The sequence below is a fragment of the Pedobacter sp. 22163 genome, assembly GCF_052045595.1.
Classification (GTDB): Bacteria; Bacteroidota; Bacteroidia; order Sphingobacteriales; family Sphingobacteriaceae; genus Pedobacter.
This window is the reverse complement of the sequence record NZ_JBQEPM010000007.1, coordinates 352522-372025: the sequence shown is the minus strand read 5'-3', so window position 1 is coordinate 372025 and position 19504 is coordinate 352522. Positions and strand designations below refer to the sequence as shown.

Below are 19504 nucleotides of genomic sequence, written 5' to 3'. Positions count from 1 at the left end.
ATGCCGGTTTTTAAAAAAAATATACAGTTTGATTTTGGTTATATCGGCTGGAAAGAATAAACACACAAACAAATGAAATTTAAATTAATCGCATCCATTTTATGCTGCCTTGCTGCCAAAGGTTTATTGGCACAGCAGAAAGATTGGGTTCACTATGTTAACACACTTCAGGGCACAAACTCCAAACACGAACTCACCAGAGGGAATACCTATCCAACAACGGCATTACCATTTGGCATGCATACCTGGACCCCGCAAACCGGTAGAAATGGCGATGGTTGGAAATATCAATATTTTAAAGATAAAATCAGAGGCTTTCAGCAAGCGCATCAATGCAGTTCGTGGACGAGAGACTATGCCGTATTTTCTTTAATGCCAATGGTTGATGAACTGATAGTAAATGAAGATAAACGCGAAACTAAATTTAGTCATCAGGACGAGATTGCTAAACCAAACTATTATAAGGTAACATTCGAAAATGATATTACCACCGAAATTTCACCATCAGAGCGTGGCGCGCACCTCAGGTTCAGCTATCCAAAAGGCAAAAGAAGCTTTTTGATTTTAGACGGATACAACAGATTGAGCGGCGTTCAGATCTATCCTAAAGAAAATAAAATAACGGGTTGGGTAAACAATGGTGAAGGTTTTAAAAGAGGTTGGAAAAGTTATTTCGTAATCCAGTTCGATCAACCGATTAAATCGTACGGTACTTGGGAGAATAAACGTAATACCATTGCAAAAGATTCTATTTCTGCTGAAGGATTGGGAAAAGGTGCATTTGTACAGTTCGAATCTGGCACAAAAGTACAGGTAAAAACAGCTTCGTCTTATATCAGTTTACAACAGGCCGAACTCAATTTAAAAAGAGAACTGGGCAATGATAAGACCTTGGAAGATACCAAAGCCCATGCTGCTGCGGTGTGGAATAAATCGCTTGGTAAGATAGAAGTAGAAGGCGGATCTAAAGCAGATATGGAAACTTTTTATTCTTGCTTTTTTAGGGCAAGCCTGTTCTCCAGAAAGTTTTATGAAATAAATGAAGCCGGAAAACCATATTACTTTAGTCCGTATGACGGTAAAGTGCATGATGGATATATGTTTACCGATACGGGTTTCTGGGATACCTTCCGCGCGCAATTTCCACTAAACACACTGGTACAGCCAGAAATGCATGGTCGTTATATGCAGGCCATGCTCGATGCCTATGCGCAATGTGGTTGGTTGCCATCGTGGTCTTTTCCCAGCGAAGCTGGAAGTATGATTGGTAACCACGCTATTTCTTTGTTAACCGATGCCTGGGCAAAAGGAATCAGAACGTTTGATCCGAAAAAGGCGTTAGATGCTTATTATCACGAAGCAATGAATAAGGGGCCGTGGGGTCCTGCAAATGGTAGGGACGGTGTAACAGAATATAACCAATTGGGGTATGTGCCTTATCCAAAATACAGAGAAGCTACAGCCAAAACACTAGAGTATGCCTACGATGACTATTGCGCTTACCATTTGGCAGAAATGATTGGAGATAAGCATTATATGAAGGTTTTTGAGAAACCCATGTTCAATTATAAAAATGTTTATGATCCTTCTACCCGTTTTATGAGGGGTAGGAACGCAGAGGGAAAATGGTCGCCAAATTTCGACCCAACGGAATGGGGAGGGCCATTTACCGAAGGAAATGCCTGGCATTGGCAATGGTCGGTTTTTCAAGATACCAAAGGTTTAATTAATTTGATGGGAGGGAAAAGCAATTTCATCGCCAAGCTCGATTCTGTTTTCAGCGAACCTAATAAAGTAAATGTGGGTTCGTATGGCGGGATGATTCATGAAATGACCGAAATGGTAATGGCCAACATGGGCCAATATGCACATGGAAATCAACCGATACAGCACATGGTGTATTTGTATAATTATGCCAACCAACCCTGGAAGGCACAATTTTATGCCCGTAAGGTGATGCATGAACTGTACGATGCCACAGAAAACGGTTATCCTGGAGACGAAGACCAAGGGCAGACTTCATCGTGGTATGTTTTAAGTGCATTAGGGTTTTACAGCGTAACGCCAGGTACTGGGGAGTACGTTTTAGGAAGTCCAATGTTTAAAAAAACGACTATTAATTTAGAAAACGGCAAAAAATTCGTCATTGAGGCACCCGCCAATAATGCTGCCAATGTTTATATAAAATCGGCAAGCTTAAATGGTAAAAATTATACCAAAAATTTTATAAACCATAGCGATTTGTTAAAAGGAGGGGTGTTAAAATTAGAGATGAATGTTAAACCTTCGTTAAATAGAGGATTATTAGAAGAAGATAAGCCATTTTCAATCAGTAAATAGATATTGAATTGCTACTTTTGGCGAATTAATTCAGATTATAAAGAATAGATAACAGAAATATATATAGAATGGAAAAGCCTGTTGCATTAGGTGTAGATATTGGCGGCTCGCATATTACGGCCGCATTGGTGGATTTGGAAACAAGAACTTTGGTTAAGGATTCTATCAAACGTAGCCCTGTGAATTCACAGGAGAGTAAAGAAGTGATTTTATCGGCATGGTGCGATATCATCAATAAGGCTTTTAAAAATATTAAAAACGGTGCCCGGAATGTTGGAATTGCCATGCCTGGTCCTTTTAATTATAGTGAAGGCATTTCATTAATCAAAGACCAGGATAAGTTTAAATCACTTTACCAGATCAATGTAAAAGAGGAATTGTCGAAGAGGTTAGATATCCCTACAGAGCATATTCACTTTATAAATGATGCAGCCGGTTTTTTACAAGGTGAGGTTTTTGCTGGCGCTGCCAAAGGAAATGCCAGTGTGTTGGGCTTAACGCTTGGTACGGGCCTTGGCTCATCGCTTTGTCTCAATTATAAAGCTTTTGATGCTGACCTTTGGAACTCCGAATTTTTAGACGGAATTGCGGAAGATTACCTTTCTACGCGCTGGTTCGTAAAACGTTTTAACCAGCTTAGCGGCAAAACGGTAGATGGCGTGAAAGAATTGGTGGAAATGGTAGAAACCGATCATTTTGCCACCCGGGTATTTATGGAATTTGGTTATAACCTTGCCCAGTTTTTAATTCCTATTATCAGAAAGCATAAAATAGATATGGTTATTGTTGGTGGCAATATTGCGCAATCTTTTAGTGCTTTTGCACCCGAATTAATTGCAACGTTAAAAGGCAATGAAATAGATACTGATATCAAAATTTCAGAATTAAAAGAACATGCAGCATTGATTGGTGCTGCAAGTTGCTGCGATTTAAGCTTAACTTAATAAGGAGAGGACTGCGGGTGACCTAACATAATTAGTCCTGCAGTCTGTTCCTCTTTTGTCTTTCTCTACAGCATAACGCCCTTTTTCATGGCAATCCTGTTTGTCATTCGTGTATTTTAGTTATTGATCTTTTTGCCTCTATTTATCAAAAAAATGGAATTAATTTTTCATCTGCGATATTATGCCTATTATTGTTTAATAAAACGTTTTAGTATAACGTTAAATCACTTTTAAATTTTAAAATATTTCAATTAAAAATACACACCAACAAACCATGATTAAGAAGCTTTTAATAACCGCGTTGCTGGCGAGCGCTATAAGTACCTTTGCGCAGAATAAAGGTTATGAATTAACCTTCAACGATGAAAGCAATGTTGCTGACGCTATAACCAAAGCCAGATTAGATACTGCTTTTATCCACATTTACCCAAAATTTGCCATGGCCGATGGGTACCGTACCAAGAGAAAGGTTGAGCTAACATTTGCCAACAACGAAACCGAAACCATTAAAGCCAAAGCAGGAGAAATTAAGGTTAATAGCGGTTGGGTAAAAGGTAAATCGCAATCTAAGATCGATAAAGAATTATTTAATGCACTTTCAAAAAACTGGGTTTCTTACAGTAAAGAAAAACACAAAGGTTATGAATTAACATTTATAAGTAAAGACCCAAATTTAGATCCAACCGTAAGAAAGAAGTTAATTGCTACTTATTTCGAAATCTATCCAACCCTGGTTAAAACATTTAACGATAAATCTACGCACGATGTGTTATTTGTGGTTGATACAGCTTACAAAGCAGTTGCAGAAGCAAGCGGAAACAGAATTTTGTTTAGTGCTGCTTACATGAAAGCGCATCCAACCGATATTGATGTGGTAACACACGAAACCATGCACATTGTTCAGGGCTATGGCTATAGTGCTGGTCCGGTATGGCTAACCGAAGGTATTGCCGATTATGTGCGCTATAAGTATGGTGTTGATAATGTGGGCTCGAAATGGAGTTTGCCAGATTATAATACAAAGCAGAGTTATAAGAATAGTTACCGTATTACCGCAAGGTTTTTTGCATGGTTAGAGCAAAATGTGAAACCTGGCTTAATTGCTACTTTAGATCAACAGTTAAGAGCACATCAGTACAACGAACAATCTTGGGCAGCTCTAACCGGAAAAACTGTCGACCAGCTTTGGGAAGATTACAGTAAAGAACCCCAAAAAGTAAGCCTTACTTATAGCAGTAAAAAGTAAAAAATTTATCTACATAGAATGGTCGTCATCCCGATCCGATAGCTATCGGATAAAACGCAGTGGGATGGAGCGTCCATCTAGACAGATGTCTCGACTCGTTGCACTGCACTCAACGTGACGATCCGCTGTTTTGTAAAAATAATCATCACCAAAGTAAAATTTTTGATCATTTACTAAATCGTTTTACATATTATATTTATTTTGCAGAACTAAACATGCTAACCAAAGTAAAAATCCATCACAATAAAAATATAATCAGATGAAAAAAATATTTACTTTTTCAATCTTCCTAATGTTTGTTTCGGCCTTTTCAGCCCATTTAAAAGCCCAGGAAATCACAAAGAAAAGTGGTTATACCTTATTGTTCGAGAGCAATTTTAAGGAATTAGACCCTCAATTAAAGAAACGGTTAATCAAAACTTTTTTCGAAGTTTACCCAAAACTCGCCAAAGAATATAATCCATCCACCGTAAAAGAAGTTAAATTTTTTGTAGATACGGCTTACAAAGGTGTGGCGGCAACTGCTGATGGGAAAGTAACCTTCAGTTCGATCTGGATGGAAAAACATCCTGAAGATATTGATGTAGTAACCCACGAGGTGATGCACATTGTACAAGATTATGGCCGGAGTGTTGGCCCGGGCTGGTTAACAGAAGGCATAGCCGATTATGCACGCTATAAATTTGGCGTTGATAATGAAGGTGCCAAATGGTCGCTCCCGGCTTTAAAGCCAGATCACAGTTATAAAAACAGCTACCGCATTACTGCAGGTTTTTTTGCCTGGATGGAGAAAAGTGTAAAACCGGGTATTATTAAAACCATTGATGCATCTTTAAGAGATCACACTTATACCAAAGATATCTGGACAAAATTAACGGGTAAAGGTTTAGATGCACTTTGGGCAGATTACGTTAAAAATTCGGAAGTTTAAAATAAATACAAGCATATAAAACACAAACACAACAAATGAAAAGATTATTTATCGCTTTATTGAGTGTTGCGGCGTCAACCAGCTTCGCGCAAACAATAGGCAAAATTACAGATCCGGTAGATTGGATAAACCCTTTAATGGGAACGGCATCCAAGCCATCATTATCTAACGGAAACACCTATCCGGCAATTGGTTTGCCCTGGGGAATGAACATGTGGACACCACAAACAGGTAAAAGCGGCGATGGATGGGCTTATGTTTACGATGCCGACAAAATCCGTGGCTTTAAACAAACACATCAGCCTTCGCCCTGGATGAACGATTACGGCGCTTTTTCTATTATGCCCGTTACTGGCAAATTAAAATTCACAGATGACGACCGTGCAAGCTGGTTCAGCCACAAAGCAGAGGTTTCTAAGCCATATTATTACAGTGTTTATTTAGCAGATGCTGATGTAACCACCGAAATTACGCCAACAGAACGTGCTGCCCAGTTCAGGTTTACCTTCCCTAAAACGGATAGTGCTTATGTGGTAGTAGATGCACAGAATAAAGGTTCTTACATTAAAATTATACCGGCAGAAAGAAAAATTATCGGTTATACCACTAAATATGCCCGTGGTCCGCTGCCTAAAAATTTCAAAAATTACTTTGTAATCTATTTCAACAAAGATTTTAAATTGGCTAAAACCTGGGATGATAAAAAACTTAACGATAAAGATTTAGAATTAACTGTAGATCATGCCGGTGCTGTTATTGGCTTCGCCACACAAAAAGGCGAGCAGGTAATTGCAAAAGTGGCCTCTTCATTTATCAGTTTTGAGCAGGCCGATTTAAACCTAAAAAGAGAATTGGCCAATGATGGTTTCGATGCTACGAAAGCAAAAGGTAGAGCAACCTGGAACAAAACGTTAAGTAAAATTTCAGTTGAAGGGGGTACGATAGATCAAACGCGTACTTTCTATTCGGCAATGTACCGTACCTTGTTCTTTCCCAATAAATTATATGAAATTGATGCACAGAACCAGATTGTACACTGGAGTCCTTACAATGGGCAGGTTTTGCCAGGATACATGTTCGCTGGAACGGGTTTCTGGGATACTTTCAGGGCATTATATCCTTTTTTAAACCTGGTTTATCCTTCAATAAACAAGGAAATGCAGCAAGGCTTAATCAACGATTACAAAGAAGGCGGTTGGTTGCCAGAGTGGAGCAGTCCGGGTTATGCAAACATTATGGTGGGTAACAACTCTGCTTCGGTAGTTTCTGATGCTTATATCAAAGGCATGCGCGGCTATGACATTGAAACGTTATGGCAGGCTTTAAAACATGGTGCAAACAACGAGGGCCCTATGGAAGCCGTTGGCCGCGATGGTGTTAAATATTACAATGAATTGGGCTATGTGCCTTTCGATGTGAAAAAGAATGAAAATGCCGCTAAAACCTTAGAATATTCTTATGACGATTTTACCATTTATCAATTGGGAAGGGCTTTAGGCAAACCGGCTTCGGAGATCGATATTTATAAGAAAAGAGCAATGAACTACAAGAATCTTTTCGATCCGGCTTCGGGTTTAATGCGTGGCAAAAATCAGGATGGAACGTTCCAAAGCCCATTCAGTCCATTTAAATGGGGCGGTGCATTTACCGAAGGTAATAGCTGGCATTACACCTGGTCTGTTTTCCAGGATGTTGATGGTTTAGCCAAATTAATGGGTGGCCATAGTAAATTTGTAACCAAATTGGATTCTGTGTTCTCTATGCCTCCGGTATTTGATGAGAGTGCCTACGGTGGTGTAATTCACGAAATCCGCGAAATGCAGATTGCAAACATGGGCCAGTACGCACATGGTAACCAACCGATCCAGCACATGATTTACCTGTATAACTACGGTGGTGCGCCTTATAAAACACAATATTGGGTAAGAGAAACCATGAACAGAATGTACAAACCTACTCCTGATGGATATTGTGGTGACGAGGATAACGGGCAAACTTCTGCCTGGTACGTTTTCTCGGCAATGGGCTTTTATCCGGTAACACCTGCGGTTGATCAGTATGTTTTGGGTGCTCCTTTGTTTAAAAAGATAACTGTTACTTTAGAAAATGGTAAAACTGTGGTGATTAATGCAGCTGCCAATAGTGATAACAACCGTTATGTTCAGTCGTTACAGATGAACGGTAAACCATACTCTAAAAACTGGATCAGCCATAGTGGTTTGCAAAAAGGTGCAGTGTTAAATTTCAATATGACAGCAACGCCGAATAAAACCAGAGGTTCAAATCCAGCTGATTTCCCTTATTCATTATCAACAGAAAAATAGAAAAAATAATAATCCATCGGGTAAAGCCATTTATCCGATGGATTTTAAACGAAATCTAGCTTTAGGCTAAAACTAACAAACCAAGTATATGAATATTTCAAAGACGGGTTTTACAGCCATTTTCTGGCTTTGCGGAACCCTGTTGGCGTTTGGCCAGCGTATTGATCTCAAAGATCTTTCAGCCTTTAAAAACCCTTCAAATTCATGGTCACTCGCCCAAAATGTAGTGGCCGACCTAAACGCCGAAAATGTTTTAAAAACAACCAAAGGCGAAGGGATATTGATCAATCAATCTACAGCAAAAAAAGCTGGTTCCGATTTATACACCATAAATGAATACGGTGATGTAACAGTAGAATTAGATTATTTAACTGCAAAAGGAACAAATTCTGGTATTTATCTGCAAGGTAACTACGAAATTCAGATTGATGACGCGTGGGGGCTGAAAAACCCAAGTTCATCAAACAATGGTGGTATTTACCAACGTTGGGATGATAGCAAACCCGAAGCCGAAAAAGGATTTGGAGGTGTTGCACCCCGTCAAAATGCAAGTAAAGCGCCAGGTTTATGGCAGCACATTAAAATTATCTTCCAGGCACCAAAATTCGATGCATCAGGTAAGAAAACGCAGAATGCTAAAATCATCAGTGCAGAGCTAAACGGTGTACTGATTCACGAAAATGTTGAGCTATTTGGTGCAACGAGAGGAGCTGCAGGAGCTGAAAAAGCAAAAGGACCTTTACGTTTACAGGGCGATCACGGTTCGGTAGCGTTCAGAAATATCCAGATCAACGAATTATCAGAAATTCCAAAACCAAACCAAAACGGTGGGGCAGATCCAATTTACATTGAAGCGGCAAGCAACAACATGATCAGAAGTTTTGTTGATGTTGCGCCAAGAGTACGCTCGGTACATGCTATTTCGGTTGGCGGGCCAGAAAAAGTTGCTTATAGCTACGATTTAGATAATGGTACATTATTACAGGGGTGGCATGGCGATTTTATCGATGCTACACCAATGTGGGATGGCCGTGGAAACGGTACCTCGCGTGCCTTGGGCAGTGTTACCCGTTTTACTAAAAAGCCAATTTTGGCCATAGCAAAATTAGCGAACGATCAGGATAAGTGGATTGCTGATACTACTGGTACTGGTTTCAGAACCAAAGGTTATGTAATGGATAAACAAGACCGTCCGGAGTTTAAATACATCATTAACGGAACAAATGTTACCGATGCCGTTAAGGTGATGGAAAATGGACAAGGTTTAACGAGAGAGATTGCTGTTGATAAACCATCAAAAGATTTATATTTCCTATTGGCAACTGCTTCTGATATAGAGGAAGTAGCCAAAGGTTTATACCTGATTGATGATAAATCTTACTATATCCAACTTGCTGAAGGAGCTGCTAAACCAGTAATCAGAGAAGTTGATGGCAAGAAAGAAGTTATCGTAGCTATTGGAACTAAGTTAAATTATACCATTTTGTTTTAATTGGAATAACAATGAGAAATACATTTAAAAAATTAGCAATACTGGCATTAAGTTTTAGCTTTACTACAGTCTTTGCACAAGAAACACCGAAAGAAGAAGATTTTTTCAAGATAAATAAAGTACGCTTACCAGAAGGCCCTATTTTAGAAGTTGGTGGTCTGGTTACCTTACCTAATGGCGATTTAGGCATTTCTACCCGTAGGGGAGAGGTGTACATTGTAGAAAACCCTACAAGTGCCAAGCCTTACTGGCGCAGATTTGCATATGGCCTACACGAAATTTTGGGAATCGCCTATAAAAATGGTGCATTATACGTGGCACAACGCGGCGAGTTGACTAAACTGGTTGATAAAGACCAGGATGGCAAAGCCGATGTATACGAAACCATTTATGCGTGGCCTTTAAGCGGCCATTACCACGAATATAGTTTTGGACCGAAGTTAATGCCTGATGGTACTTTTATGGTTACCGGAAATGTGGCCTTTGGCGATGAAGAATGGTGGAGAGCAGAAAGCCGTGTGCCGATGCGTGGTTGGGCCATGAACATTACCGAAGATGGTAAAATGAGTCCTTATGCTGCGGGTTTCCGTTCGCCAGCCGGGATTGGCACTATTGATGGCCAGTTTTATTATACCGAAAATCAGGGCGACTGGGTAGGTTCAGGTGGTTTATGGAAAGTAAATAAAGGTGATTTTATGGGACATCCGGCCAGTTTAAGATGGACCAACTTACCAAACTCTCCGGTTAAACTGCAGTCAGATTTCTTTTACTCGCAAATAGACGAACGTAGAACCAAAAACGAACAAGGAAGATACATTAAACCAGAGAATAGGGTAAACGAAACATTCAAAACCTTATTCGAAATGAAGAAAGTATTCCCTGAATTACGTTTGCCATCGGTTTGGTTGCCTTATGGTATTTTGGGAATCTCTTCCGCAGAACCTGTTAAAATTCCTGCAAACACATTCGGCCCGTTCGCTGGTCAGATTTTAGTTGGCGATCAGGGAATGAGTATCATTTCGAGGATTTTTATGGAAACGGTGAAAGGTGAGGAACAAGGCGCTGCTTTCCTTTTCCGTAAAGGTTTCCGTTCTGGCGTATTGAGGTTAGAGTGGGGCACTGATGGGTCGCTATTTGTTGGCGAAACCAACCGCGGTTGGGGATCGGCAGGTGATGCTAACGAAGGTTTAGAAAGACTGGTATACAATAATAAAACCCCTTTCGAAATGAAAGCCGTTAGAGCAATGCCTGATGGTTTTGAAGTGGAGTTTACTATGCCTGTAGATCGTAAATCGGCTGAAGATTTAGCTTCATATGATGCAGAAAGCTTTATTTACAAATATCACCCTGTGTATGGTTCACCTCCAGTAAACACCGAGAAACTAAAAATATCTGGGGTTAAAGTCTCGGCAGATGGTTTAAAAGCCAGAATTATTGTACAAAACCTTCGTCAATATTATATCCATACCTTAACATTAGATGGTTTAAGATCTCAAGATGGTTTTTATTCTTTAGTTCACCCGGTAGCTTATTACACCTTGAACCAAATTCCCGATGGAAATAAACTTTCTACCAGTGAAGTGAGTACCAAAAACTCGGCGGCACCGGTAAATGCTCCTGCGAAGAAAACAACTGCTCCAAAGGCAACAAAAGGGAAAGCGCCTGAAGCAAAAGGAGCAGCTACTCCAGCTAAGCCTACAGCTACGGTTAAAGCACCTACCTTTAAAGAAGTTGAAGGGTTATTAACAAAAAATACTTGTCTGGCCTGCCACAATCAAACCAAAAGACAAATTGGCCCGCCATTCGTAGAAATCGCAAAACGTAAATATTCAGCAGAGAAAATATTTCAGTTGATTCACAATCCACAACCACAAAATTGGCCGGGTTACTCAACAGAAATGCCTCCAATGCCGCAGGTAACCAAAGCAGAAGCTTTAAAAATTGCAGGATGGATAAATTCTTTAAATAAATAAGTGAGTTTAATTGTTAGGAAACGGTTGGTAGAAATACCAGCCGTTTTTTTGTTATAAAAGAAATGGGGATTCCACTATTGCAGAATCCCCATCATCTAAATTAACGCTCTCAGATATATAAACGCTGTAAATAAGATTTATTGTATTGTGCGTAAAATTTTTTCCACTTTGATTTGTGTGGGAGTAATTCAGTACAGATTACAATATCGTCCTCTCGATCCGATGGCTATCGGATGGAGTGCAATCCCGAAGTTTCGGGAGAGAGATCTTTGAAGCAAATTATTGAAATGAAGTTAAAAGATTTCTCCTCCAAAGGAGTTCCTTTGGAACACTACGGTCGAAATGACGATACTTTGAGACCGTTTATCTCCTTAAAATTCACTGTTGATTATATTGATTTTTATAAAATAAATTATCCCTCAGAATGACATAACGTATGGGAAAAAGAAATGGGGATTCCACTATTGCAGAATCCCCATCATCTAAATTAACGCTCTCATATACATAAACGCTGTAAAAACGATTTATTGCATTAACAGTAATTTTTTTTGGGAATGGTTTTGATAATGCCTAGGTATCCTAGGCACCTGCTGGCGGAGAGCATCGGCCCTGACTCACCGAAGAAAGCCCCAAAGCAGCGCATGGCTTTACCTTTTAGGTAACCAAAAGGTAAAGAAAAGGTAACCCTGGGGTTAACCTGGGGTTAACTTGGTAGCAAGAAAGGGTAAAGGATAGGTAAACGAAAATCGTTGTTTTTTTTTGAAATTTCTCCTTGTCACATCGCAACGGGATTGCCATTAACGACGTTTGTGATCATTCTATTAGAATATCATCTAAAAGAAATGGGGATTCCACTATTGCAGAATCCCCATCATCTAAATTAACGCTCTCATATACATAAACGCTATAAAAACGATTTATTGCATCAGCAGTAAATTTTTTTTCGTTTTTGCGATGTTTACCATTTAAACCTATTTTTACTTTATGGCTACTATAGATAAAACTCAACAAGACGCAGAAAAACTGGCAGCTGCCCTGGCTGCAGTAAAATTTGTTAAAGATGGTGATATAGTAGGCCTGGGTACGGGATCTACTACAACCTTTGCCATTAAAGAATTAGGTAAACGTGTAAAAGATGGACTTAAGATAAAGGCTGCCGCAAGTTCCATCCGGACAGCAGAACTCGCTAAATCTTTGGGCATCGAGATTCTTGATCTCGGGCGTTTAAGCAAAATTGATATCAGTATCGATGGTGCCGACGAATTTACAGAATCACTCGATCTGATTAAAGGTGGAGGCGGGGCACTATTTAGAGAAAAGATAATTGCTTCACTGAGTAAAAATGCCATCATCATTACGGATGCTTCTAAAAAGGTTAAAAAATTGGGTGCTTTTACTGTTCCTATCGAAGTAATTCCATTGGCCTATCAATATGTGTTCGATCAGATTAATGAACTTGGTGGAAAGGGCATATTGAGGTCTGTAGCTAACAGAACATTTATTACCGATAATGGTAACCTGATTATCGACGCCGATTTTGGTCTCATTGATGATCCTGCAAAATTATCTGCTAACCTGAACCAGATTAACGGATTATTGGCTCATGGATTATTCATTAACATTACTTCAAAAGTAATTATGAGCGAAGGAGCTAATATTATCATTTTCGAATGATAGTTAGTTCACTGGTTCATTAGTCATTGGTTTATTGTTTACATAGATTAATCGACTTCGGACTCAGGACTACTGACTTCGGACTAATAACATTTTCACCGATAAATCCGCCCTCCCTTAAAATCTCATAATTTTTTTACCGACAGTTTTATTTCACTCACCGATAAAACATCACAACTGAGGGAAAAGCCATTCCCCAGCATTGGTATTCGTGATACATTTGAATTATAAAAACAAACAGTCATGGAAAATTTAATCAAAAAAAATCACGCAGATAAACAATTTGGTTTAGGTGTTTTAATTATAGCAATCGGTTCGGTGTTCTTGTTAAGAAACTCAGGAATAGATGTTCCACACTGGATATTGAAATGGCACACCATTATGTTAGGTGTAGGTTTGTGGATGGGTTACCGTAAAAATTTCCAGGGCAGCAGCTGGTTAGCCTTAACTATAATAGGTGGTTTATTTACCCTTAAAGCGATAACCATTTTTGATTTTGACCTGTCACGAATCAGTACAGCTTTAATACTAATCGGATTAGGACTATATGTAATTCTAAAACCTAAAAAAGTGGAAAACTTCGATCAGTATTTTGAAAAGAAACCAGTTGATTTTACTGATAAAGAAAGCTAAAATTCTTAACTCCATCATATATCTTAAAAAGGGACATTTTTTAACAATGCCCCTTTTTTGTGCTTAATGGCAGAGGCAAGGCGCTTCGAGTTTCAATCGCTATGGGTCTATGCCCTTTGCGTTTTTGCCAAAAAAGAAACGGGGATTCCACCCTTAGGCAGTATCCCCGTCATCTAAATTAACGCTCTCACATACATAAACGCTGTAAACAGAATATATTGTGTGCAGCTTAATTTTTTTTTATTTTTTTCTGCAAATTTATTTAAACCTGCAAAACAGGTAGCGCTTTATGGTATTTGTTCCGGTACTCAATCGGTGTTAAACCGGTAATTTTTTTGAAAACATCTCTAAATGATTTTGTGTCTGTATAACCTACATCAAACATTACCTCAGTTATGTTTTTTCTGCTCGATTCGAAACTTCGTTTGGCCGCCTCAATTTTAACCCTTTGGATGTACTCGATTACTGTATTTTTGGTAGCACTTTTAAATCTCCGCTCAAAACTTCTTCTACCCAATGCCAGCATATCGGCGAGTTGATCTACCGTAATCCGGTCCTGGTAATTGCCATCAATAAATTCCTGCGCTTTTTTAATCTTCGCATCTTCATGCCCTTTTTGTCCCTGGAACATCATAAAAGCCAGCTGACTTTCGCGATCGATATCAATAGCAAAGTATTTTGCCGCTAAAATGGCGGTATCTCTATCTGTATATTTTTCAACCAGGTATAAAAGTAAGTTCCAGTAAGAGTTTGCACCACCGCTAGAATATAAACCCTGAGTATCGGTAATAATACTCCCATCAACCAGCTCTACTTCAGGAAACATCTCTCTAAACTGGTTGGCAAACAGCCAATGCGTAGAACATTTTCTGCCATTTAACAAACCGGTTGCAGCCAGTAAAAATGCACCCATGCAGAGCGAAGCTACTTCTGCACCTTTAGCATGCTGTTTTATAATCCACGGCAGCAGATCCTGATTGGCTTCCATCGCATAACCTATATTGCCGCTAATGGCTGGTACAAATATAAGGTCGGTATGTTCAACCTCATGCAACAGTTTATCGGCGTGCACAGAAAAAAGGCTGTTGTTCAACCTCACCTCTTTCGTCATCCCTATAAGCTCAACTTTAAAAAGCGGGAGTTTGCCCGATGCCTGTAAAAATTCGTTAACAGCGGTAAATAGGTAGCGGGGATCTGCAATGGCTTCAATCACGGCAGTCTCTGGAATTAAGATAGATACATGTTTCATAACTCAAATATAACGAGGCTATTTGTCGTAAACAACCCCCGCAATTGTCGTTTCCGCATATTTAGCTTGTTAATTTCTGCCCGTATGTTTGTGTTGTTAATCGTTTACAGTTAAATTTTTAAAACGGAAATGCCGATAATGGACAATGGAAGAGTATATTTTAAATGAGGATATTAAGGTGATGTGCATTACGGCCGAATCTTTCCCCAATGGCGTTTTAGCGGCCCACCAAAAACTTCATGCCCTGTTTCCGCTTGATAAGCAACGCAGGTATTTTGGAATAAGCAGGCCTAACGAAAAGCGGGATATTATTTATAAGGCTGCCGTTGAAGAAATTACAGATGGTGAAGCTGAAAAATTTGGTATTGAAGCCTTTAACCTAAAGAAAGGAACATTTATTAGCGAACTGGTTCCCGATTTTATGACAGATATTAGCCAGATTGAGAAGATCTTCGAAAAATTGCTCAATCAACCTAACATCGATCCAAACGGCTATTGCCTCGAAATGTATATTAACGAAACAGATGTGCGCTTAATGCTAGGCATCAAAAAATAAAATCAATTGGCAAGTATTAATTCATATCTCACTTTTAACGGCAATTGCCGTGAAGCAATGACATTTTATCAGGAATGTTTGGGTGGAGAATTGACCCTCGAAACCATTGGAGAATCGGTTATTGTTGATAAAATGCCCAATATTATGAAGCGGAGTATTATGCATGCTGTTTTGGCTAAAGATGATTTGGTGATTATGGCAACAGATATGGTAGAAGAACGCGGATTAATTAAGGGAAATTCTATTTCTATGATGCTGAATTGCAATTCGGAAGAAGAGGCCCAGTCTTTTTACCGTAAACTTTCAGCAGGAGGGAAGGCCTCTCATCCACTACAGGAAACATTTTGGGGAGCACTTTTTGGCGATTTAACAGATCGCTTTGGAAATAATTGGTTAATAAATTACGATAAAAACAGCTAAATATGAAGAAGCTAAAAACGTGGTATTGGATTGCCACCATTATTTTTGCATTAATGATGATTATGGATGGTGTTGGCGGAATTACTCAACAGGAAGCAGGCAAAGAAGTGTTTAAACACCTCGGTTATCCGATGTATCTGCTCATCATTGTTGGTATTGCAAAACTGCTCGGGGCGGCGTCCATCCTTCAAAATAAATTTACAACCATTAAAGAATGGGCCTATGCAGGTTTTGCCATTAATTTTATTGGTGCCTTTGCCTCCAGGGCATTTGTTGGCGATGGTATATCGCTTTTAATCCCGCCACTTATTGCCTTGGTAATTATGTTTATACCCTACATTTTATGGAAGAAACTGACATCAAATGTTAAAATTAGTTAAAACTAAACGGCTAGTTTAGTTAGCGGCTTTTCAGAACCAAATATTGTTAACTTTGGGTTTGTAAACAACCAAACACAATACATGATACCATCATGATTTTTTAGATCCAAAAAGGATGAATCATGAAATCTCATTACCATTAAAACAAAAATATACGGATGAAAAAGAGCCTTTTATTCATAATTGCTTTATTATTTACAACCACTGCATTTTCTCAAAATGTGATCCAGCTCTTTAACGGTGCGAACGACTTTTTTAAACTGTTGCAGGAAGAGAAATTTAAAGATGCCCATGCTTTCTTTGATGATACTTTAAAAACGAAATTAACAGAAGAGAGTTTAAAGAAACTTTGGGGAGATATTGGAACAAAATATGGGAAGGCAGAATCGTTAGATGCCGTTCAAAGTAAAGCGCAGGGCGAATTTTTCGCAGTAACGGTAGAAGGTAAATTTGCCAACGGGGATCAGAACTTTATTTTAGGTTTTAATAAACTACAGAAAATCGTCGGAATCTTCCTTGCCCCGTCTCGAAAAGCAGCCACTTATTTAAAACCAACTTATGTTGATACCAGTTTATACAAGGAAAAATCGGTATACATTGGGCCGGCAGGAAAACAATTGGCTGCCATTGTCACCACGCCAAAGAATGCTAAAAATTTCCCTGTAGTGGTTTTTGTACATGGCTCTGGTCCGGCCGATATGGATGAAACAGTTGGTGCGAATAAACCCTTTAAAGATTTGGCTGGTGGTTTAGCCTCTAAAGGAATTGCTTCTGTTCGTTATGTAAAACGAACCTTAATCTATCCGAACGAATTTAATAAAGCATTTACAGTAAAAGAAGAAGTGCTGGATGATGCAACTGCAGCTATCGCACTCGCAAAAACTGTTGTTGGCGCCAATCCTAAAGCTGTTTATGTATTCGGCCATAGTTTAGGCGGAATGCTGGCACCTAAAATGGCTACCACTACGCCAGATTTAGCAGGGATTATTATGGCAGCAACACCTGCCAGAAAACTAACAGATATTATTGTTGATCAGAATAAGTATATGTTCGATCAGGCTAACGATACAACAGCTGCCTTTAAAAAACAACTGGCAGATGCTTACGTGGAAATTGATAAAAGTAGAATTTCGCAGTTGGGAACTACCATAAAGCCTGATTCTTTAATTTTAGGACTACCAGCAAAATATTGGACAGATTTAAATACCTACAATCAGGTTGCTGTAGCAAAAAGCCTTTCGAAACCTAAAATATATGTATTGCAGGGAGGAAATGACTTTCAGGTAGGTAAAGTAGATTTTGATTTATGGAATGCTGCCTTGAGTAAAAAGAAAAATGTGGTGCTTAAATTTTATCCAGATTTAAACCACCTCTTAAGTTCTCAAACTGAAAAGGGTACAATGGCCCAATATCAAGCAGCGGTAAGTGTGTCTGAAACTTTAGTTAACGATATTGCCTCATGGATTAAGGCCAAATAATAGAAAATCATCTAATTGATAAAGAAAAAGCTCCGACCAAAATCGGAGCTTTTTTTGTGCATTTGGTTTCCTTACATCCTGTCTTCGTTAATTAATTAACAAACAATTCAAAAAATAAGCGGTTTAAGTTTAGAGCATCTCATCTTAAATAGTTTGTTTATGGCAAAGAGTAAAATCACTTTAAAAGGAATATGGGGCATTTTAAAAGCATCGTTTACAGGATTTAATGATCATAAGGTAACGAAACTTAGTGGCTCATTAGCCTATTATACGGTGTTTTCCATGGCACCGCTGCTCGTGGTAATTATTTCTTTGTGTGGTATATTTTTAGGGAGAGAAATAGCTGAAGGACAGGTTTATGCCCAGCTTGAAGGCTTTTTAGGTAGAGAATCGGCTGTTTCCTTACAGCAGTTAATCAAGAATGCTTATCTGGATGGAAAAAGTACCATCGCTTTAATTATTGGGATCATAACCCTGTTAATTGGGGCAACTACCGTTTTTGGCGATATCCAGGATTCTATTAATACCATTTGGGGTTTAAAACCGAAGCCGAAAAGAGGATGGGTAAAAATGCTCCAGAACCGGTTCTTGTCCTTTTCGGTAATTATTAGCCTGGGTTTTGTACTGTTGGTTTCGTTAGCGGTTACATCTGTACTCGATGCCTTTAGTGATCGCTTGCAGGCCCGCTTTGCCGAAATATCTGTTATTGTATTTTACATCCTTAATCAAATTGTAACCTTGGCTGTTATTTCATTAATATTTGGCGTAATATTTAAGGTATTACCTGATGCAATTATAAAATGGCGTGATGTAATTGCTGGTGCAGTAGTTACCGCTTTACTATTTATGATCGGTAAATTTGCCATTTCACTTTATATAGGGCAAAGCAATGTTGGTAGTACTTATGGTGCTACAGGATCATTGGTAGTTGTGCTTTTATGGACTTATTATTCTTCTATCATTTTATATTTTGGTGCCGAATTTACCAAGGCTTATGCGGTTGCTTTCGGATCTGAGATTTACCCTTCTCATTATGCGGTTACCACAAAAGAAATTGAGATAGAAACGGGGAGTAAATCCATTCAGGATAATCATCCTGAAATTAAAAAAGAGGTTAAGAAAGCTTAAAATTATTTATTCACCCCAGGCTGTAATGATTAATCTTCTTTGGCCGCCATGGTTGCGGTGTTCGCAAAGATAAATGCCCTGCCAGGTACCAAGCGCCAATCTACCGTTTCTAATCGGAATGGTTACGGAACTACCTAAAAGTGCTGACTTTAAATGCGCAGGCATATCATCGGAACCTTCATAGTCATGTTTATAATCGGGATCATTTTCCTTTACGGTTTTATTAAAGAACATTTCAAAATCAACCCGAACTGTAGGATCGGCATTCTCATTAATGGTGAGCGAAGCAGAAGTATGCTGAATAAAAACCTGGCAAACGCCAATGTTAATCTCGTCAATTTGGGGCAGGGCATCCTCAACCTCATCAGTAATGATATGGAATCCTCTTCTTCTTTCTCTAAGGGCTAAAGCTTGCTGGTATATTTTCATTTGAATTAATTCTCAATAATTTTAATGAAATCCTTTTCGCTAGGTAAAACAGTTAAATACTTACTTGCGAAAATTTGTTCATTGTTTTCCGGAAGCGTATATCTTACTACAGATTCGCTTTTATCCTGACAAAGGATAATACCGATGGTTTTGTTTTCATCCTCAAGTTTTACTTCTCTATCAAAATAGTTCACGTACATCTGCATCTGGCCTATATCTTGATGTTTTAGTTCTCCGATTTTTATTTTCGAATTAGTCAGACACTGTCTGACGAATTGAATATGTAAGGTAAAATACCTCATTTGTT

At 38.8% G+C, this 19504-nt stretch carries 17 protein-coding genes; 14 read left to right on the top strand and 3 right to left on the bottom strand.

Annotated features, from left to right (window positions below; translation table 11 throughout):
* Positions 1-72 precede the first annotated feature (72 nt).
* The 9 genes from ACTJKN_RS19635 (at position 73) to ACTJKN_RS19595 (ending at position 13557) form a co-directional block, all read left to right on the top strand.
* The gene (locus ACTJKN_RS19635) at positions 73-2340 is read left to right on the top strand and encodes a GH92 family glycosyl hydrolase (RefSeq protein ID WP_440827436.1); all 2268 of its coding nucleotides are present in this window, start codon (positions 73-75) and stop codon (positions 2338-2340) included.
* A 68-nt stretch (positions 2341-2408) separates the two neighbouring features.
* Positions 2409-3284 (top strand): ROK family protein, encoded by an 876-nt coding sequence (locus ACTJKN_RS19630; protein WP_440827434.1) that lies wholly within the window; start codon positions 2409-2411, stop codon positions 3282-3284.
* Positions 3285-3558: 274 nt separating this feature from the next.
* Positions 3559-4530 (top strand): basic secretory protein-like protein, encoded by a 972-nt coding sequence (locus tag ACTJKN_RS19625; protein WP_440827432.1) that lies wholly within the window; start codon positions 3559-3561, stop codon positions 4528-4530.
* Between the two features lie 259 nt (positions 4531-4789).
* Entirely contained in the window at positions 4790-5461 is a 672-nt protein-coding gene (locus ACTJKN_RS19620; RefSeq protein WP_440827430.1) for a basic secretory protein-like protein, read from the top strand.
* Positions 5462-5496: 35 nt separating this feature from the next.
* A complete protein-coding gene (locus tag ACTJKN_RS19615; protein WP_440827429.1) occupies positions 5497-7785 on the top strand; it encodes a GH92 family glycosyl hydrolase in 2289 nt (762 codons plus the stop codon).
* An 88-nt stretch (positions 7786-7873) separates the two neighbouring features.
* Positions 7874-9277: a 3-keto-disaccharide hydrolase gene (locus ACTJKN_RS19610; protein WP_440827427.1), complete on the top strand. Its 1404-nt coding sequence runs from the start codon at positions 7874-7876 to the stop codon at positions 9275-9277.
* An 11-nt stretch (positions 9278-9288) separates the two neighbouring features.
* The gene (locus tag ACTJKN_RS19605) at positions 9289-11250 is read left to right on the top strand and encodes a hypothetical protein (RefSeq protein WP_440827426.1); all 1962 of its coding nucleotides are present in this window, start codon (positions 9289-9291) and stop codon (positions 11248-11250) included.
* 984 nt (positions 11251-12234) lie between these two features.
* Positions 12235-12924, top strand: coding sequence for a ribose-5-phosphate isomerase RpiA (rpiA, locus tag ACTJKN_RS19600; protein ID WP_440827425.1), 690 nt, complete (start codon positions 12235-12237; stop codon positions 12922-12924).
* A 243-nt stretch (positions 12925-13167) separates the two neighbouring features.
* The gene (locus ACTJKN_RS19595) at positions 13168-13557 is read left to right on the top strand and encodes a LiaF transmembrane domain-containing protein (protein ID WP_440827423.1); all 390 of its coding nucleotides are present in this window, start codon (positions 13168-13170) and stop codon (positions 13555-13557) included.
* Positions 13558-13819: 262 nt separating this feature from the next.
* Here ACTJKN_RS19595 and ACTJKN_RS19590 read toward each other — a convergent pair whose 3' ends face one another.
* Positions 13820-14806: a GlxA family transcriptional regulator gene (locus ACTJKN_RS19590; protein WP_440827421.1), complete on the bottom strand. Its 987-nt coding sequence runs from the start codon at positions 14804-14806 to the stop codon at positions 13820-13822.
* 145 nt (positions 14807-14951) lie between these two features.
* On the opposite strand from ACTJKN_RS19590, the gene ACTJKN_RS19585 reads away from it, so the two are divergent.
* The 5 genes from ACTJKN_RS19585 (at position 14952) to ACTJKN_RS19565 (ending at position 18768) form a co-directional block, all read left to right on the top strand.
* The gene (locus ACTJKN_RS19585) at positions 14952-15362 is read left to right on the top strand and encodes a transcriptional regulator (protein WP_440827419.1); all 411 of its coding nucleotides are present in this window, start codon (positions 14952-14954) and stop codon (positions 15360-15362) included.
* Positions 15363-15368: 6 nt separating this feature from the next.
* Positions 15369-15782: a VOC family protein gene (locus ACTJKN_RS19580; protein WP_440827418.1), complete on the top strand. Its 414-nt coding sequence runs from the start codon at positions 15369-15371 to the stop codon at positions 15780-15782.
* A gap of 2 nt (positions 15783-15784) precedes the next feature.
* Positions 15785-16162 (top strand): DoxX family protein, encoded by a 378-nt coding sequence (locus tag ACTJKN_RS19575; RefSeq protein WP_440827416.1) that lies wholly within the window; start codon positions 15785-15787, stop codon positions 16160-16162.
* A 158-nt stretch (positions 16163-16320) separates the two neighbouring features.
* The gene (locus ACTJKN_RS19570) at positions 16321-17640 is read left to right on the top strand and encodes an alpha/beta hydrolase (protein ID WP_440827414.1); all 1320 of its coding nucleotides are present in this window, start codon (positions 16321-16323) and stop codon (positions 17638-17640) included.
* Between the two features lie 159 nt (positions 17641-17799).
* Entirely contained in the window at positions 17800-18768 is a 969-nt protein-coding gene (locus tag ACTJKN_RS19565) for a YihY/virulence factor BrkB family protein (RefSeq protein WP_440827412.1), read from the top strand.
* A 6-nt stretch (positions 18769-18774) separates the two neighbouring features.
* Here ACTJKN_RS19565 and ACTJKN_RS19560 read toward each other — a convergent pair whose 3' ends face one another.
* Positions 18775-19197: a secondary thiamine-phosphate synthase enzyme YjbQ gene (locus ACTJKN_RS19560; RefSeq protein ID WP_440827410.1), complete on the bottom strand. Its 423-nt coding sequence runs from the start codon at positions 19195-19197 to the stop codon at positions 18775-18777.
* 5 nt (positions 19198-19202) lie between these two features.
* Positions 19203-19499, bottom strand: coding sequence for a PDDEXK nuclease domain-containing protein (locus ACTJKN_RS19555; RefSeq protein WP_440827409.1), 297 nt, complete (start codon positions 19497-19499; stop codon positions 19203-19205).
* Positions 19500-19504 lie beyond the last annotated feature (5 nt).

Excerpts from the sequence above, each read along its gene's own strand:
- ACTJKN_RS19620 (WP_440827430.1), top strand. The coding sequence starts at position 4,790 with ATGAAAAAAATATTTACTTTTTCAATCTTCCTAATGTTTGTTTCGGCC.
- ACTJKN_RS19615 (WP_440827429.1), top strand. The coding sequence starts at position 5,497 with ATGAAAAGATTATTTATCGCTTTATTGAGTGTTGCGGCGTCAACCAGC.
- ACTJKN_RS19595 (WP_440827423.1), top strand. The coding sequence starts at position 13,168 with ATGGAAAATTTAATCAAAAAAAATCACGCAGATAAACAATTTGGTTTA.
- ACTJKN_RS19610 (WP_440827427.1), top strand. The coding sequence starts at position 7,874 with ATGAATATTTCAAAGACGGGTTTTACAGCCATTTTCTGGCTTTGCGGA.
- ACTJKN_RS19565 (WP_440827412.1), top strand. The coding sequence starts at position 17,800 with ATGGCAAAGAGTAAAATCACTTTAAAAGGAATATGGGGCATTTTAAAA.
- ACTJKN_RS19630 (WP_440827434.1), top strand. The coding sequence starts at position 2,409 with ATGGAAAAGCCTGTTGCATTAGGTGTAGATATTGGCGGCTCGCATATT.
- ACTJKN_RS19605 (WP_440827426.1), top strand. The coding sequence starts at position 9,289 with ATGAGAAATACATTTAAAAAATTAGCAATACTGGCATTAAGTTTTAGC.
- ACTJKN_RS19560 (WP_440827410.1), bottom strand. The coding sequence starts at position 19,197 with ATGAAAATATACCAGCAAGCTTTAGCCCTTAGAGAAAGAAGAAGAGGA.
- ACTJKN_RS19570 (WP_440827414.1), top strand. The coding sequence starts at position 16,321 with ATGAAAAAGAGCCTTTTATTCATAATTGCTTTATTATTTACAACCACT.
- rpiA (WP_440827425.1), top strand. The coding sequence starts at position 12,235 with ATGGCTACTATAGATAAAACTCAACAAGACGCAGAAAAACTGGCAGCT.
- ACTJKN_RS19575 (WP_440827416.1), top strand. The coding sequence starts at position 15,785 with ATGAAGAAGCTAAAAACGTGGTATTGGATTGCCACCATTATTTTTGCA.
- ACTJKN_RS19555 (WP_440827409.1), bottom strand. The coding sequence starts at position 19,499 with ATGAGGTATTTTACCTTACATATTCAATTCGTCAGACAGTGTCTGACT.
- ACTJKN_RS19585 (WP_440827419.1), top strand. The coding sequence starts at position 14,952 with ATGGAAGAGTATATTTTAAATGAGGATATTAAGGTGATGTGCATTACG.
- ACTJKN_RS19635 (WP_440827436.1), top strand. The coding sequence starts at position 73 with ATGAAATTTAAATTAATCGCATCCATTTTATGCTGCCTTGCTGCCAAA.
- ACTJKN_RS19590 (WP_440827421.1), bottom strand. The coding sequence starts at position 14,806 with ATGAAACATGTATCTATCTTAATTCCAGAGACTGCCGTGATTGAAGCC.
- ACTJKN_RS19625 (WP_440827432.1), top strand. The coding sequence starts at position 3,559 with ATGATTAAGAAGCTTTTAATAACCGCGTTGCTGGCGAGCGCTATAAGT.